Source organism: Phyllobacterium sp. K27 (genome assembly GCF_054796155.1).
Genome location: NZ_CM139240.1, coordinates 3,108,870 through 3,125,472, shown reverse-complemented (window position 1 = coordinate 3,125,472; position 16,603 = coordinate 3,108,870). Strand labels below are relative to the sequence as shown.

Genomic DNA, 16,603 nt, shown 5'->3' with positions numbered 1-16,603 from the left:
TACCCGATAAGAAGGAGGAGAAGACCAATGCATGACAAGGAAAAAGACCTTATCAGCGCTTTCCTGCGCGGATCGGTTGACCGTCGCGGCCTGTTGAAGGGGCTGGGCACAATGGGCATCACAGCGGCCACTGCCGGCACATTGATGAATATGATGTCGACCAATGCGCAGGCAGCCGATTTTGACTGGAAGAAGCATTCCGGCAAATCCCTGAAGCTGCTTTTGAACAAGCATCCCTATGCGGATGCGATGATCGCAAACCTTCAAAACTTCAAGGACCTGACCGGCATCGACGTGAAATATGACGTATTCCCGGAAGACGTCTATTTCGACAAGGTGACGGCAGCCCTGTCATCCGGCTCGACAGAATATGATGCGTTCATGACCGGTGCTTACATGACATGGACCTATGGTCCTGCCGGCTGGATCACCGATCTGAAGGAATGGATCAACGATCCGGAAAAGACCAATCCGAACTATGCCTGGAACGACTTCCTGCCGGGCGTCAAAAACTCCTGCGCATGGAATGGTATTCCCGGCGGCGCGCTTGGTTCGGAAGACGCCAAGCAATGGTGTATTCCATGGGCGTTTGAGCAGAACAACATCACCTATAACCGCGAAATGTTCGAAAAGGCCGGAGTCGGAGTTCCGGGCAATATCGATGAAATGATCGCAACATCTGCCAAGCTTCAAAAGGATATTGGCGGCATTTACGGCATTGGCGTGCGTGGTTCGCGCTCATGGGCCACAATCCATCCGGGCTTCCTGTCCGGCTATGCCAACTTCAACCAGAAAGACCTCAATGTTTCTGCTGACGGCAAGCTTTCGGCAGCAATGAACACGCCTGAGTCAAAAGCCTACCACACCAAGTGGGTGCAGATGATCCAGGAGAGCGGTCCGAAGGATTGGTCCACCTATACCTGGTATCAGGTGGGCACGGATCTTGGTGCCGGTGCTTCGGCCATGATTTTCGATGCTGACTGCCTTGGATATTTCATGAATGGCGGCGACAACAAGATGGCCGGCAAGCTTTCCTATGCTGCCTTCACCGCCAATCCGGAAGCCACTGCATCGACACCGAATATCTGGATCTGGTCGCTTGCCATGTCCAATTTCTCCAAGGACAAGGACGCAACCTGGTACTTCCTGCAATGGGCTTCCGGTCCGGAACATGCCCTGTTCGGTGCCACCAAGATGGACTTTGTTGATCCGGTTCGCCAGTCGATCTGGAAGGATGAAATGTTCCGCGAAAAGCTGAACAGCAAATATCCGGGCTATGTCGAAATGTTTGATGCTTCCGCCGCTGGCGCAAGTATCAAGTTCACGCCGCAACCGCTCTTCTTCGATGTGACCACGGAATGGGCTGCAACGCTCCAGAAGATGGTTGCCAAGGAAGTGCCGATCGATGAGGGGCTGGATCAGCTCAGCCAGAGCATTGATCGTCAGCTCAAGGAAGCCGGACTCGGCTGATCCTTCTCCCGCCAATACCCGGCGCCAAAGGTGCCGGGTATCCCGGTGCGCAGCATGCGTGATTGTCTAAACAATAAGGAGCTTTAAATTGGCTTCACCATCCATTCCCAGAAAGCCAGCTTCAAGATTCAGGATCAGCAGGAAGATGCTGCCCTATGTCCTGAGCCTGCCAGCATTGCTTGTCTGCATCGGCATTCTGATTCCGTTCTTCACTGCTGTCATCTATTCATTTCAGCGCTACCGGCTGAGCCAGCCATGGAGCCGTCAGTTCAACTGGGGCGAGAACTATTATAACTTTCTGTTCAATGATCCGGGCTTCTGGAACACGCTCAAAGTATCGTTGCTCTATGCCGGTATCACTGTAACGCTGGAGCTGTTGCTTGGACTTGGCATTGCGCTGCTTTTGCAGAAGCGCTCGCGGGTCAATAATTTCATTTCGATCATGCTTCTCCTGCCGTTGATGATTGCACCGGCGCTTGCAGCACTGATGTGGAAGCTGATGACCAATCCCGGCTTCGGTATTCTCAGCTATCTGGCAAGTTTGATCGGTCTGGAAGATTTCCGCTGGGCTTCGTCGCCAGATACGGCTCTCCTGACTGTCGTTCTGGTCGATATTTGGGTCTATACGCCCTTTATCATGATCCTGCTTTTGGCCGGACTGCGGTCTTTGCCGACACAACCATTCGAAGCCGCCGCGCTTGATGGCGTGCCGCGTACCTTCGTGTTCTTCCGCATCACATTGCCGATGCTGACGCCCTATATTCTGACCGCAACTTTGTTTCGCCTGCTCGATTCCATCCAACAGTTCGACATCATCTATGCGATGACGCAGGGCGGCCCCGGTAATGCACTGACGGTATTTCAGGTCGAAGCCTATCTGAACTTCTTCCAGTCAACGAATGTCGGGCGGTCAGCGGCTCTCATGGTCATCCTGTGGGCGATCACCTACCTGCTCTCCAATATCTTCATCAAGAACTGGCTGCGGCTGCGCGAACGCGCACGCGGCGAGGCGTGAGGAGTACATTATGGAAACCACATCTACACTTGAAAAATCCTTGCGCTTCCTTGCGCTTTCGCTGGTCGTTGTCTTCTTCATGTTCCCGATTCTCTGGATATTCCTTATGTCATTCCAGACGAATGAGACCATTCTCCAGATACCGCCATCCATTGTTTTCACGCCAACCCTGTCCAACTATTCAGCGCTCATCACCGGCAAGCTGACCACTTCGGCAGGCACGCTCGATATTGCCTTCATGCGTAATCTTGGCAACTCGGTCTTTCTGTCTGTAACATCGGTTGCGCTTGCTCTGGTGCTTGGCGTGCCTGCGGCCTACGCATTTGCCCGTCACAAGTTCCGCGGCTCGGAAGATATCGCTTTTACGCTTTTGTCGTTCCGCTTCGCCCCGCCGCTTCTGGTCCTGCTGCCTCTGACGCAGTATTTCCAGTGGCTTGGCCTGTCGGATACTTATTTCGGTCTCATCTGGGTCTATCAGCTGATCTGCCTGCCATTGATCCTGTGGATTGTGCGCGGCTATTTCGAAGATATCTCGGCTGATGTTGAATATGCCTATCGCATTGCGGGACACTCATGGTTTGCCACGTTCCGCAAGATTGCCCTGCCTCTTGCAGGACCGGGCATTGCGGCGGCTGGCCTGCTTGCCTTCATCTTCGCCTGGAACAATTTCGTCTTCGCGCTGGTGCTGGCATCTGCCGACAAGCAGCCGGTCACGGTGGGCGCTCTCGCCTTCGTTACCTCATCGGGCATTCAGTACGGCCAGATCGCCTCGGCCATCGTGCTTTCCGTCACGCCGACGCTTGCGCTCGCTCTTTATGCACAGCGCTACCTTGTCGAAGGCCTCTCGCTTGGCGCGGTGAAGGGATAATTTCATGACCACTTTAGAACTCAAGAATATCGTCAAGCGCTACAAGACCAATACGGTCCTCGATGACCTGTCGCTAGACGTAGCAAATGGCGAGACGCTGGTCTTGTTCGGCCCTTCCGGGGCCGGAAAGACCGTCCTCCTGCGTCTCGTCGCCGGTGTGATCGATCCTGATGAGGGAAACATCCTGATTGGCGGTGAAGATATGACCGATGTCGATGCGGAGCATCGCGGCATCGGCATGGCGTTCCAAAACTTCGCGCTGTTCCCGCATATGAGCGCTCACGACAATATCGCCAGCCCTCTCACCGCCACTCGCTCATCCGCCGAGGCAATCAAGGCGGGTGTCGGCAAAGTGGCAAAATTGCTCAAGATCGACCATGTGCTGTCGCATCATCCCAAGGCGCTGTCCAATGGACAAAAGCAGCGTACCGCGCTTGCACGCGCTTTGGCCGGTTCACCGCCGCTGCTTTTGCTCGACGATCCCTTGCGCAATGTCGATGCCAAGCTGCGCTTCGAGATGCGGCTGGAACTTCCACGTCTGCTCGCTTCGCAGGGCGCAACGGTCGTCTATGTGACGCAGGATTACAAGGAAGCCATGGCGCTGGGCGATCGTATTGCGGTCATGGCCAGTGGCAAAATTCGACAGATCGGTACGCCGGAAGAAATCTATAATGCGCCTGCCGATATCGGGATTGCCAGCCTCTTCGGTGACCCGACGATCAACCTTCTCGACGTGGTGCCGCAGAAGGATGCTAACGGCATCTATGTCGAGATTTCCAGGGTGCGCGTCGCACTGCCCGGCATGCCGGACAGTGTTGCCGGACAATCCTGCGTCATCGGCATTCGTCCGGAGTCGATCACTTTCACCAATGGCACGGGTAAAGGCGCCGTTCCTATCGAAGTAGAGGCGGAAACTCCGCTCAACGAGAAGACTGTCACCTTGGTCCTCACAGCCGGCAAGCGCGAAGTGCTGGTCTCCCGCCCTGCGGGAACACCAGGCCCGGCATCGGGGTCCGCCCATATCGTCATCGATGGCAAAACAGCATTTCTTTTCGATAAGGCCAGCGGCGCATTGATCCGCAAGGCTGGCACAACAGAGCAGGGAGTAGCAGCATGAGTGACACTGCTCTGTTGATCAAGAATGTCGACAAGTTCTATGGCCCCATCGACCACGGCGTTCATGCGGTCCGCAACATCAGCATGGATGTGAAAAAGGGTGAGATCATTGCGCTCCTTGGCTCATCCGGTTGCGGCAAGACATCAACCTTGCGCATGGTCGCCGGCTTTGAAGCTGTATCGCGAGGCACCATTTCGCTCAAAGGCCGCGAGGTGCAGTCCTTCGCGCCCGTCCGGCGTAATGTGGCCATGGCCTTTGAGGGCTATTCGCTCTATCCGCCTTTGACTGTGAAGGAAAATATCGCCTTCGCACTCAAATCCTCAAAGCTCTCGCAGGCCGTCGTCGAAGAAAAAGTCGCCTATATCGCCAAGCTTCTGGAGATCGAAGATATTCTCGGCCGCTATCCGAGTTCAATCTCCGGGGGGCAGCAACAGCGTGCCTCGCTTGGCCGCGCCTTGATCCGCGATGCCGATCTGCACTTGCTGGATGAACCGATGGGGCAGTTGGAGCCACAATTGCGGGCGGTACTGCGTGGTCGCATCAAACACTACATCAAGGAACGTGGGTTGACCGCTATTCTCGTCACGCACGACCAGACGGAGGCCAATGCGCTGGCAGATCGCATCGCAGTCATGGAAGGCGGTCAGTTGCAGCAGTTCGACACGCCGCAAATGATCAAGGAGCGTCCGGCCAATCTCTTCACGGGCACTTTTGTCGGCGAACCGCCCATGAATGTCTTCGAGGCAACGGTCTCCGGCAATGACAGCACGGTCGCCTTCGGTCTCAACCAAGGCGTCAAGCTGGAATATGCTGCTTCCGACTTTTCTCCGGCCGTGCGCGAAGAATTGAAAAAGCATCAAAAAGTCGTTGTCGGCATTCGGCCTTACGCAGTTCGGCGCAGCGACGGCGGCGTCCATGCGCGTGTTTCGGTTAATCAATGGCTCGGCGACCAGACCCATATTGCGGCAGACTTTGCCGGTGGATCGCTGGTACTGGTCGAGCATGACCGGACAGATGTGGCAATCGGCGATACGATTGCAGTTCGTCTCGATCCGGCCAGCCTGCATGTATTCAACGGTGAAACGGGTGCCGCCATCAGCCACGGACAGGAGCTTGCGTGATGACACGCGATATCCTCATAGGGATTGATGCGGGAACCTCCGTCATCAAATCCGTAGCCTTCGATCTTGCAGGTCGCCAGATTGCATTCGCCTCGACGCCAAACAGTTATGAAACTGTCGGTCGGGCCGGGGTTGTGCAGGATCTCGCACGCACTTGGGCCGATGCAGCCAAGACGCTGATCGAGCTTGCCGAGAAGGTTGAAAATCTGGCCAGCCGCACTGTGGCAGTCTCGGTAACGGGACAGGGGGACGGCACCTGGATGATCGACCAGAACGGCGAGGCGGTTGGCAAGGGCTGGTTGTGGCTTGATGCGCGCGCTGGCGATACGGTTGATAGTCTGCGCAAGGAACGCGGCGATCTTGGCCGCTTCACCCATACAGGCAGCGGGCTTGCCGCCTGCCAGCAGGGTTCGCAATTGCGCTGGATGATGGATGAAGCCCCGGAGCTTTATGCCGGTGCAACCACGGCGTTCCATTGCAAGGACTGGCTTTATTTCAAGCTGACAGGCAAGCGGGCAACCGATCCGTCCGAGGCGGTTTTCACCTTTGGCGATTTTCGCACACGCGCCTATTCAGACAGCGTGATTGATTTTCTCGGGTTGGAGAAACTCAAATATCTGCTCCCCGAGATCGTTGATGGCTCTACGACCCATCATAAGCTTGAGGGCGAAGCTGCGCGAAGCACGGGATTGCTGGAAGGCACGCCTGTCGTTCTGGGTTATGTCGATGTGGCCTGCACCGCGCTTGGCGCCGGATTATACGAGCCGGGGACCGATACGGGGTGCTCGATCATCGGATCGACCGGCATGCATATGCGCCTTGCCACAAGCCCGGACGATGTGCAGCTGAACCGTGATTTGACTGGCTATACAATGTGCATGCCGATCCCGGGCATATATGCGCAGATGCAGTCCAACATGGCTGCAACGCTCAATATTGACTGGATATTATCCGTCGCTGGCGATCTTTTCAAAAGCGTCGGACTTGAAAAGTCCAAAGCGGAATTGCTCGCCTATGTCGAGACGTGGCTTGCCGATGCACAAGCCGCTTCGGTCATTTATCATCCCTATATTTCCGATGCGGGTGAGCGGGGTCCCTTCGTTGATGCCTCGGCTCGTTCGTCCTTCATAGGTCTTTCATCAAGCCATCGGTTTGGCGATCTGGTGCGCGCTGTGTTTGATGGTTTGGCGCTTGCTGCTCGTGATTGCTATACGGCGATGGGGCCTTTGCCAAAGCGCGTTCGAGTAACGGGCGGCGCGGCGCGCAGTGCTTCGCTGCGCAAAATTCTGGGCGGGGCGCTCGGTGCCTCGGTACAGACCAGCGAGCGTGAAGAGGCAGGAGCCGCAGGCGCAGCCATGATCGCAGCCGTATCGCTTGGCATTTATGGCTCGATGGCCGATTGCGTCAAAGATTGGGTAACGCCGTTCCAGCGCCAGCCGGAAGCTGCCGATGAAGAATTATCCCTGATTTATGAGAAGGCTTTCCCGGCCTATCGCCAGTCACGGCTGGCACTGCAATCGACATGGCACACGCTAGCCAGCAGCAATTGACGAATAGGAAGACCGCAATGACCAAGAAAATAGCCATTATCGGCGACCGGTTCATGCTCCCGGATGTATTCAGGGAAAAGATCGTGGAGTTATGTGGTGATGAGCACGATATCCGCACGCTGGAACAGCCCTGGCCCGACGTTCCCATGGAGCATGGCTATGCGGTCAAAGGCATGGACGGGCTGAAGGAATATCTCGGTGATCCCGATGAGATTGTCGAATTCATCGGTGATGCCGAGCTTTTTATTACACAGCTTGCTCCCATGTCGGCAGGTATGCTGGAACGCTTGCCTGAATTGAAGTTCGTAGCTGTTTCGCGTGGCGGTCCGGTCAATATCGATATGAAGGCCGCGCGCGATGCTGGCGTGCTTGTCGTCAATACACCGGGCCGTAACGCCAGCGCCGTTGCCGAGTTTACCCTTGGTGCCATTTTGGCTGAAACGCGTCTTATCCGCAGCGGCCATGAATCCTTGCGTAAAGGTGAATGGCGCGGCGAGCTTTACCGCGCCGACAAGACGGGCCGCGAGCTTTCGGAAATGACAGTCGGCGTTATTGGTTATGGCAATATCGGCACAAAGGTTGTGCGCCTTTTGCGCGCTTTCGGCACGAAAGTGCTGGTGCACGATCCTTATGTCCAGCTGTCGGCGGATGACCGCAATGCCGGTGTCGAGCATGTTGCATTGGATGATCTGCTTTCCCGCTCCGATATTGTCAGCATGCACCCCCGCGTCACCGACGAAACCAGAGGCATAATGAATGCCGAGACCTTTGCCCAAATGAAGCATGGTGCGATCTTCGTGAATACTGCGCGCGGTCCGCTTGTTGATTATGATGCACTTTATGAAGCACTGACCAATGGTCATCTGGGCAGCGCCATGCTGGAAACCTTTGCCGTTGAACCGGTTCCTGCCGATTGGCCGCTGTTGCAGCTGCCCAATGTCACGCTCACGCCGCACATAGCAGGGGCCTCCGTGCGCACTGTAACCTATGCGGCTGAAATGGCCGCCGAGGAAGTGCGGCGCTACATAGCCGGTCTGCCGCCGGTCAATCCCTGCTGAGGCTGTCATGATGCAAGAATTGAAACTCAGACAATCAATCATCGATCACTGCCGCCAGATGAATGCATCCGGCATCAATCAAGGCACGTCGGGCAATATCAGTGTGCGCTTTGAAGACCGAATGCTGATTACGCCCTCTGCCGTTCCTTATGATGAGATGACACCCGACATGATCGCCTCCATGCCGCTTGATGGCGAATATGGCTCTTGGGACGGTCCGAAGAAGCCTTCCACCGAGTGGCGCTTTCATCTCGATATTTTGCGCACACGGCCTGAAATCAATGCGGTCGTACATACCCACGCGACGTTTTCGACAATCCTTGCCATCGCCCATAAATCCATTCCGGCATGCCACTATATGGTCGCAGCATTTGGCGGCGATGATATCAGACTGTGCGATTATGCACGCTACGGCACGAAAGAACTTTCCGACAATGTGTTGAAGGCTCTTGAGGATCGCACGGCCTGCCTCATGGCTAATCATGGCATGATCGCAACGGGCGGTAGCCTCGAAAAGGCTATGTGGGCGGCTGTCGAGCTGGAGACAATCGCCAAGCAATATTACCACGCTCTGCTTTTGGGCGGAGCCGTCATTTTGCCTGCGGAAGAGATCGACGGTGTTCGCCGCGGCTTTGCGAGTTATGGACTTCAGGACAAGCCTTCATCGCAGGGGGCAGGACGTTGAACAAAGACGCTGAGATATATGACCTGTTTATAATAGGCGGCGGTGTAAACGGCGCAGGCATTGCGCGCGATGCAGTGGGCCGCGGGTTGTCAGTCATCCTATGCGAAAAAGATGATTTGGCACAGGGCACAAGTTCGCGCTCCGGCAAGCTGGTCCATGGTGGTTTGCGCTATCTGGAATATTATGAATTCCGACTGGTGCGCGAGGCGCTGATTGAGCGCGAGGTTCTGCTCGAATCCGCCCCGCATATCATCTGGCCAATGCGCTTTGTCCTGCCGCATAATCCGGCGGATCGTCCGGCCTGGCTCGTGCGTCTGGGCCTGTTCCTTTACGATAATCTTGGCGGGCGCAAGCGCTTGCCGGGAACGCGCACGCTCAATCTGAAGACCGCGCCGGAAGGTGCGCCGTTGAAAGACGAGTATGGCAAGGCATTCGAATATTCAGACTGCTGGGTTGATGATGCCCGGCTGGTGCTTTTGAATGCGCTGGATGCTGCCGGGCGCGGCGCTGAAATCCATACCCGCACCGCATGCAGTTCGATCCGCCGCGAGGGCGATATCTGGGCTGTTGAAATGACCGATACGGTTTCAGGCACCAAGAGAACCGTCAAGGCGCGCTGTGTGGTGAATACCGCCGGACCGTGGGTCAATGATATTATTCGCCGCGTGGCAGGCATGAACTCCAGCCGCAGCGTTCGCCTTGTTAAAGGCAGCCATATTATCGTGCCGAAATTCTGGGAGGGGCGGCAAGCCTATCTCGTTCAGAACCCGGACAAGCGCGTCATCTTCATCAACCCCTACGAGAATGATCTGGCTTTAATCGGCACGACCGATATTCCCTATGAAGGGAGCCCGGAAGATGTAGCGGCCGATAGCAATGAAATTGATTACCTGCTGAAATCGGTAAACCGTTACTTCAAGCAGCAGCTGGTGCCAGCAGATATTGTGCACAGCTTTTCCGGTGTGCGCCCGCTCTATGATGACAGTGCCGAAAACCCCAGCGCCGTTACCCGCGACTATATTTTTGAAGTCGATACGGAGAACAACAAAGCACCGCTGCTTTCCGTGTTCGGAGGCAAGATCACCACATTCCGCAAGCTTTCCGAACATGCGCTTGACCGTCTGAAACCATTCTTTCCAGCCATGCGCCCCGCATGGACAGCAAAATCGCATCTCCCCGGTGGCGACATGCCCAATGCGGATTTCGAGCAATTTCTGGGCGATGTGCGGGCCAGATATCCTTGGCTGCCCTTTGATCTCGCCAAACATTACGCCCGGCTTTACGGCACGCGCATGCATGAGCTGCTTGGTTCGGCCTGCTCTGTGTCCGATCTGGGCACTCCGTTCAGCAAGCTTTTATATGAACGGGAGGCACAGTTCTTGCGTGAAACGGAATGGGCGCTTCAGCCTGAGGATGTTCTGGAGCGGCGCACCAAGCACGGTTTGCATATGACGGAGCAAGAGCGCGAAGCCTTCGCCAATTGGTGGACAAGTCAGCGGGTGGCGGCATGAGAAGCGCACAGTTTGAAGCTCTTCTCGACCTGTCAGCGCGTATCGGTTCTGACCCTGCGCTGGTGCAGGCGGCAGGCGGCAACACATCCATTAAGGAGGGCGGCACACTCTGGATCAAGGCCTCCGGTCTGTGGCTGATGAACGCGCGGAACACGGATATCATGGTGCCGGTGGCGCTGGACCCTTTGCTGGATGCGCTGGCTCGCTTTGACCCTTCTGCCGAGAAAGCACAGGATTACGTGATTGCCGAACGCAATCCCTCCGGTCTGCGGCCATCGATCGAAACCACCGTTCACGCGCTTATGCCGCAAAAAGTGGTGGTGCATGTTCATTGCGTTGAGACGATAGCGCTTGCTGTTCAGGCCGATGGTGCAGCATTGGTAGCCTCGCGCCTTGGCGATATTCCCCATGCCTTTGTACCCTATGCCCGCCCGGGGTTACCGCTGGCGCGTGCCATTGCCGAGCGGCTGGAAGAGGACACATGTGTGCTCATCTTGGGAAATCACGGGCTGGCCGTTGCTGCCGAAACAGTCGCTGAAGCCGAAGCGCTTTTGACGAAGGTTTCTCATCTTTTGTCGGTCACGCCGCGTCAGGCGCCAGTCGCAGATATAGCCGCGCTGCAACGCCTTGCGGTTAATAGTCAGTACCGACTTCCTGAAGATGAACTGATCCATCGCGCAGCGACCGATCTTGCCAGTTGCCGGATCGCGGCAGGGGGCAGTCTCTATCCGGATCATGTCATCTTTCTCGGCAAGGGTTCGATGATTGCCTCGCCTTCGGATACTGCCCTGACAATTGAAGAAAAACTGGAAGAGGGTATGGCGTTACCTCCCGCCATCCTGTTCCCCGGCAAGGGTGTTCTGGTGTTGAAAGACGCAACAGCAGGTGCACTTGCCATGGCGCGCTGTCTTGCGGATGTTACCTCCCGCATTCCGCAAGGCGCGCGCCTGAATTATCTGACCGATGAGGAAAACGCCGAGCTTCTTGGCTGGGACGCCGAGAAATACCGGCAAACGCTCAATCGCGCCGGACAGGCATTGCAATGACAGGTGAAGCGCTTTTCGTCGGCATCGATATAGGCACGTCCGGCGCGCGCGCTGTGGCAATGACGGCCTCGTTTGACATTGTTGCCAGCGGCGCTGCCCGGCTTGATCGTTTCTCGGACAATCACCGCGATCCCGCGGCGTGGTGGTCGGCTGTCCAATCAGCGCTCTCGCAGGTGCTCACCTCGGTTGAACGCAAACAGATACGGGCGATCAGTATTGACGGAACGTCTGGCACAGTTCTGCCAGTCGATACCGGCGGCGAGCCTTTGGCCGAACCATTAATGTATAATGATCCGGTCTCAGACACGAATATTCTCGAGGCGATTGCCGCCAATGCGCCTGATACCAGCGCCGCGCATGGAGCCACCTCCGGTCTCGCCAAGCTGCTGCATTTCCAAAGCGTCGGCAATGTAGCTCATATCATCCATCAGGCGGACTGGCTGTCAGGGCATTTTACCGGGCTCTACAATGTGTCTGACGAAAACACTGCGCTGAAAACAGGTTACGATCCTGTCGAGCGGTGCTGGCCCATATGGATGGGTCGCACCGGTGCTCATATGGAAATGTTGCCGCATGTCTTGGCTGCGGGTTCACCGATTTCGACCATTACAAGTTCGGCCGCTACCGCTTTTGATTTGCCTTCTTCGGTCATCATCGTTGCAGGCACGACCGATGGTTGCGCCTCCTTTCTGGCAACAGGTGCTGATAAGCCGGGCGATGGTGTCAGCGCGCTTGGCACGACACTGACAGTCAAGATGCTCTCGAACCGCCCACTCTTCGCACCTGAATTCGGACTCTATAGTCACCGCATTGGCGATATGTGGCTCGCGGGCGGCGCGTCGAACACGGGCGGTAATGTTCTCGCCCATTATTTCGATAATGCACAGATCGAACAGCTTTCCGCCGCCATTGATCCTTCGACAGATACTGGCCTCGATTACTATCCTCTGCTGCGTAATGGCGAGCGTTTCCCCATCAACGATCCGGCGATGAAACCGCGCATGGAGCCGCGCCCCGAGGATGATGGGCAATTCCTGAAAGCAATCTTTGAAGGCATAGCCAATGTCGAGCAACTGGCTTATGAGCGCCTTGCCAAACTCGGCGCTCCCAAACTTGGCTCGGTGCGTAGTGTCGGTGGCGGTGCAAAGAATGCCATCTGGTCTGCCATTCGTGCACGCAAGCTCGGCGTCGCCATGCCCCCCGCTCTTTCAGAAGAAGCGGCATCGGGTACAGCGCGGCTTGCAATCCTGGGCGCAAAAACGGCCGGTGTCCTATGACCCAGCCAGCACAAATATCCGGCTTGCGCGATTTGGAAGGGCGCTTTGATGCCTTCCTCATTGACCAGTTCGGTGTGCTGCGCGATGGCCGCGGACCTTATCCTGATGCTGCTGCAACGCTTCCCAGACTAAAGCAGACCGGAGCACGTATCATTATCCTGTCCAATTCCGGCAAACGCTCCGCTGAAAATGACCGGCGTCTGGCAAAGATCGGCTTTGATCCGGCAAGCTGGGACTTGTTTCTAACCTCAGGCGAGGTGGCATGGCAGATATTGGCCGCCGAAGCGGCAAAAGCGCAGGCAGGCTCCACCCAGCGCTGCCTGCTTATCAGTCGTGACGGCGATACGTCGCCTTTGGATGGACTTGATCTTGAACGCACGGCAAAGGGTGAGGATGCCGACATTGTTCTGATCGCCGCGAGTGAAGGCGATGTCCATGATCTGGATTACTACCGCAGCTTGCTGGAACCGGCTGCCATGCGCGGCGTTCCCTGTCTGTGTACCAATCCGGACAAGATCATGCTTACCGCTGAGGGGACTGCCTTTGGGGCAGGGCGCATCGCCGATCTTTATCAGGAGTTGGGCGGCACAGTGCGCTGGATCGGCAAGCCCTTCGCCGATATTTATGCGTCAGCACTGGATTTTCTCGGACATCCCCATCCTGACCGAGTGTGTTGCATTGGCGATAGCATTGAGCACGACATTGCGGGGGCGGCTGGCGCTGGCCTGAAGTCCATACTGGTCAAGACCGGCATCCTGGCTGGTTCAGAGCCACAGCACTTGCAGAACCTTTTTGCCGAACACGGCGCAACACCTGATTACACAATCGACCGCTTTATCTGGTAGGAGACTATGGCTTTCACCCTCTCGCTCAATACCAATCCGCTGGTGAACCGCTTCGCTGAAGCCGATGATCTGGTCGATACAATCGCCGAAAAAATCCGCATCGGCTATGTGCAGCTAACGCATGAATTCATCAATCCATCCTGGCCTCAATCGACAATCTCCAAACACGTAAAGCAATTCCAGAAAGCGCTTTCCCGCACTGGCGTGAAGGTTACGTCTGGAATGACAGGCCCCTATGGCCGCCTCAATCATTTCGGCCATCCGGATGCGGATGTCCGGCAATATTACGTTGATTGGTTCAAGACCTTTGCGGATATATCCGCCGATCTGGGCGCTACGTCACTCGGGACCCAGTTCGCGATCTTTACCCATAAGGATTATGACGACCCCACCCGTCGCGAAGCGCTGATGAAAATCGCTATCGACTGCTGGCGGGAGGTTGCTGAACACGCAAAGGCTGCCGGACTGTCCTATCTCTTTTGGGAGCCCATGTCGGTCGGGCGTGAATTCGGTCATACCATCGCTGCCTGCCGCGAACTCCATGATCGTTTGCAGGCATCTGATCTGCCAATCCCGCTCCTTATGATGGTCGATATTGATCATGGTGATGTCACATCCAGCAATCCTGCCGACATTGATCCTTACGCCTGGGCCGAAGCCTTCCCCAAAGAATCGCCGATTATCCACATCAAGCAATCATCGATGAACAAAGGGGGGCATTGGCCGTTCATCGCTGCGCATAACAAGGATGGCCGGATCACGCCGGAGAAATTTCTTGAAACGGTGCGTCGGGGCGGCGGCACGGACAATGAAATCTGCCTTGAACTATCCTTCCGGGAGCGCGAACCAACCGACCATCTGGTGGTTGATATGATCCGCGAGTCCGTGGAGTTCTGGGAACCCTATATCGATACGGGATTTAACCAAAAATGAATGACTTCTGGGTTGGCACAAGTTTCAAGATGAACAAGACCTTGGCAGAGGCATTGGCCTTTGCTGCGGCGCTTGCCACTGCTGATGAGAGCCGTGACCGGCGTTTCCAGCGCTTTGTCATCCCGCCATTCACGGCGGTGCGCGAGGTCAAAGCCGCGTTGAAAGACACAAGCGTCAAAGTCGGTGCGCAGAACATGCATTGGGATGATGCCGGTGCGTGGACCGGCGAAATATCACCCTTGATGCTAAAGGACTGCAAACTTGATCTTGTCGAGCTTGGCCATTCCGAGCGGCGCGAATTTTTTGGTGAAACCGACCGCACTGTTGGCCTCAAGGTCGCGGCCGCCGTGCGTCATGGATTGACCCCATTGATCTGCATTGGCGAAAGTCTGCCACAGCGCGAGGCGGGAGAGGCGGATGCCGTGCTGGCTGCACAGGTGCAAGGCGCGCTCGGCCTGCTTGAAGGCGAGGCGAGGAAGCAGCCGATTCTTCTGGCCTACGAGCCCATATGGGCGATCGGCGTCAATGGCATTCCGGCAACGTCTGACTATGCGGATGAACGTCATGCGAAAATCGCCGCGATAGCCAGGTCCGTCCTCGGCGTTGCGGTGCCGGTGCTTTATGGCGGCAGCGTCAATCCTGAAAACTGCGCCGAACTGATTGCCTGCCCGCACATAGACGGCCTGTTCATCGGTCGCTCCGCCTGGGCAGCAGAAGGTTATCTTGATATTTTACAGCGGGTCGCAAAAGCAATTCCAGGAAAAGTGGGAACCGGTTTTCCGTCCGGAATTGCGTAGAAAAATAGAAGCAGAAAGGAAAAACCAATGAGAATAGCAATCGGAGCCGATAGTGCAGGCAAGCCTTTGCTTGATGTCATTGCTGCGCATCTAGCGACAAAGCCGGAACACGTCGTTGCGGACCTGAGCCAGTCCGGCTTTTATGCCGACCTTTCGCAAAAACTGGCACAGACGATTATCGATGGGACAAACGAGCGCGGCATTCTTGTTTGCGGCACGGGTATTGGTGTGAGCATTTCTGCCAACAAGGTGCCGGGCATTCGCGCCGCACTGACCCATGACACCTATTCGGCCGAACGCGCCGCCAAATCCAACAACGCACAGATCATCACCATGGGCGCGCGGGTCATTGGCCCGGAGCTTGCCAAGGCGATCGTCGATAAATGGCTGGAGTCCGAGTTCGATCCGAATGGCGCATCAGCAGGTAATGTCGAGGCAATCGACAGGCTGGATGCGGTAAAGTAACGCTCAACCTATCTCCCCCCATTGCGGGGGAGAAAGTGATTTCAGCATCTTAGCTCTTGCTAAATCCTTGGAAATCACAAGAGAGGGGATTCATTCCATTGAACTACCCCCTCACTTGGGTTTTCCAAGGATTTAGCAAAGAAGCTAAACCCAGGAAAACCCATTCTCTCCCACAAGGGGAGAGATAAACGTTGGGTCAATCTCCTAACCCAATCCTTTGCTCATGGCTCTGATGAGTATGGCTGCTGAAGCGGCGCCCGGATCAATATGGCCAATGGCGCGCTCGCCAAGGCGGGCGGATCGTCCTTTGGAAGCGACCATCGCCTTTGTCGCTTCTGCTCCAGCCTCGGCAGCATTTCCTGCTTCGTCCAATATCCCGGCCAATGAAGCACCTCGCGCCTTCGCAGTCTCGACTGCCTCGGCAGCAGGCGCCCAGGCGTCGATCATGGTCTTGTCGCCAATCTCAGCTTTGCCGCGATCCTGAATGCCCTTGGCCATGGCAATGAAAGCATCGGCAAAATCCGGTGCAGTCAGGACGGTTTTACCCTTTACGCTTGCTCCCGCACGCATGAATGCTGTCGCATAAAGCGGACCGGATGAAGCGCCGACCGCATTGAGAAATGACTTGGCCGCCGTGTTGAACACCATTGTGGGATCTGCCATCGCTGCGTCCAGCGCGGCGAGATTGGTTGCAACGGTTGAAAAGCCCAAATCCATGGCAATGCCGTGATCGGCATCGCCAATAACGCCATCAAGCTCGCACAAATGTGCCTTTGACTGAGCCATGGCCTTGGCAATTTCCGCGAACATGGCAATCAGATTTGCAGAGGTAATATCGCTCATGA

The 16,603-nt window shown here is 56.0% G+C and carries 16 protein-coding genes; 15 read left to right on the top strand and 1 reads right to left on the bottom strand.

Going from position 1 to position 16,603, the window contains the following annotated elements; translation table 11 throughout:
• The first annotated feature begins 27 nt into the window (after window positions 1-27).
• The 15 genes from ACYJL1_RS15490 (at window position 28) to derI (ending at window position 15,758) form a co-directional block, all read left to right on the top strand.
• Window positions 28-1,470, top strand: coding sequence for an ABC transporter substrate-binding protein (locus tag ACYJL1_RS15490; RefSeq protein WP_460896210.1), 1,443 nt, complete (start codon window positions 28-30; stop codon window positions 1,468-1,470).
• A gap of 145 nt (window positions 1,471-1,615) precedes the next feature.
• Window positions 1,616-2,485, top strand: coding sequence for a carbohydrate ABC transporter permease (locus tag ACYJL1_RS15485; protein WP_460896209.1), 870 nt, complete (start codon window positions 1,616-1,618; stop codon window positions 2,483-2,485).
• Between the two features lie 10 nt (window positions 2,486-2,495).
• A complete protein-coding gene (locus ACYJL1_RS15480; protein WP_460896208.1) occupies window positions 2,496-3,353 on the top strand; it encodes a carbohydrate ABC transporter permease in 858 nt (285 codons plus the stop codon).
• A 4-nt stretch (window positions 3,354-3,357) separates the two neighbouring features.
• Window positions 3,358-4,470: an ABC transporter ATP-binding protein gene (locus ACYJL1_RS15475; RefSeq protein ID WP_460896207.1), complete on the top strand. Its 1,113-nt coding sequence runs from the start codon at window positions 3,358-3,360 to the stop codon at window positions 4,468-4,470.
• Complete coding sequence (locus tag ACYJL1_RS15470; RefSeq protein ID WP_460896206.1) at window positions 4,467-5,591, top strand: ABC transporter ATP-binding protein; 1,125 nt, start codon at window positions 4,467-4,469, stop codon at window positions 5,589-5,591. Before ACYJL1_RS15475 ends, ACYJL1_RS15470 begins: the two co-directional genes overlap by 4 nt.
• Window positions 5,591-7,141: an FGGY family carbohydrate kinase gene (locus ACYJL1_RS15465; protein WP_460896205.1), complete on the top strand. Its 1,551-nt coding sequence runs from the start codon at window positions 5,591-5,593 to the stop codon at window positions 7,139-7,141. Before ACYJL1_RS15470 ends, ACYJL1_RS15465 begins: the two co-directional genes overlap by 1 nt.
• Window positions 7,142-7,158: 17 nt before the next feature.
• The gene (locus tag ACYJL1_RS15460; RefSeq protein ID WP_460896204.1) at window positions 7,159-8,199 is read left to right on the top strand and encodes a 2-hydroxyacid dehydrogenase; all 1,041 of its coding nucleotides are present in this window, start codon (window positions 7,159-7,161) and stop codon (window positions 8,197-8,199) included.
• A gap of 10 nt (window positions 8,200-8,209) precedes the next feature.
• Complete coding sequence (locus ACYJL1_RS15455; RefSeq protein WP_460898067.1) at window positions 8,210-8,884, top strand: class II aldolase/adducin family protein; 675 nt, start codon at window positions 8,210-8,212, stop codon at window positions 8,882-8,884.
• Window positions 8,881-10,395 (top strand): glycerol-3-phosphate dehydrogenase, encoded by a 1,515-nt coding sequence (locus ACYJL1_RS15450; RefSeq protein ID WP_460896203.1) that lies wholly within the window; start codon window positions 8,881-8,883, stop codon window positions 10,393-10,395. The genes ACYJL1_RS15455 and ACYJL1_RS15450 overlap by 4 nt, the downstream gene beginning before the upstream one ends.
• Window positions 10,392-11,441: a class II aldolase/adducin family protein gene (locus ACYJL1_RS15445; RefSeq protein ID WP_460896202.1), complete on the top strand. Its 1,050-nt coding sequence runs from the start codon at window positions 10,392-10,394 to the stop codon at window positions 11,439-11,441. The genes ACYJL1_RS15450 and ACYJL1_RS15445 overlap by 4 nt, the downstream gene beginning before the upstream one ends.
• A complete protein-coding gene (locus tag ACYJL1_RS15440) occupies window positions 11,438-12,718 on the top strand; it encodes an FGGY-family carbohydrate kinase (protein WP_460896201.1) in 1,281 nt (426 codons plus the stop codon). Before ACYJL1_RS15445 ends, ACYJL1_RS15440 begins: the two co-directional genes overlap by 4 nt.
• Window positions 12,715-13,563, top strand: coding sequence for a TIGR01459 family HAD-type hydrolase (locus ACYJL1_RS15435; RefSeq protein WP_460896200.1), 849 nt, complete (start codon window positions 12,715-12,717; stop codon window positions 13,561-13,563). Before ACYJL1_RS15440 ends, ACYJL1_RS15435 begins: the two co-directional genes overlap by 4 nt.
• A 6-nt stretch (window positions 13,564-13,569) precedes the next feature.
• Window positions 13,570-14,496, top strand: coding sequence for a sugar phosphate isomerase/epimerase family protein (locus tag ACYJL1_RS15430; protein ID WP_460896199.1), 927 nt, complete (start codon window positions 13,570-13,572; stop codon window positions 14,494-14,496).
• Window positions 14,493-15,293: a triose-phosphate isomerase gene (locus ACYJL1_RS15425; RefSeq protein ID WP_460896198.1), complete on the top strand. Its 801-nt coding sequence runs from the start codon at window positions 14,493-14,495 to the stop codon at window positions 15,291-15,293. Before ACYJL1_RS15430 ends, ACYJL1_RS15425 begins: the two co-directional genes overlap by 4 nt.
• Before the next feature lie 27 nt (window positions 15,294-15,320).
• Window positions 15,321-15,758: a D-erythrulose-4-phosphate isomerase gene (gene derI / locus ACYJL1_RS15420; RefSeq protein ID WP_460896197.1), complete on the top strand. Its 438-nt coding sequence runs from the start codon at window positions 15,321-15,323 to the stop codon at window positions 15,756-15,758.
• 204 nt (window positions 15,759-15,962) lie between these two features.
• Here derI and dhaL read toward each other — a convergent pair whose 3' ends face one another.
• Window positions 15,963-16,601 (bottom strand): dihydroxyacetone kinase subunit DhaL, encoded by a 639-nt coding sequence (gene dhaL / locus ACYJL1_RS15415; RefSeq protein WP_460896196.1) that lies wholly within the window; start codon window positions 16,599-16,601, stop codon window positions 15,963-15,965.
• Between the last annotated feature and the right edge of the window lie 2 nt (window positions 16,602-16,603).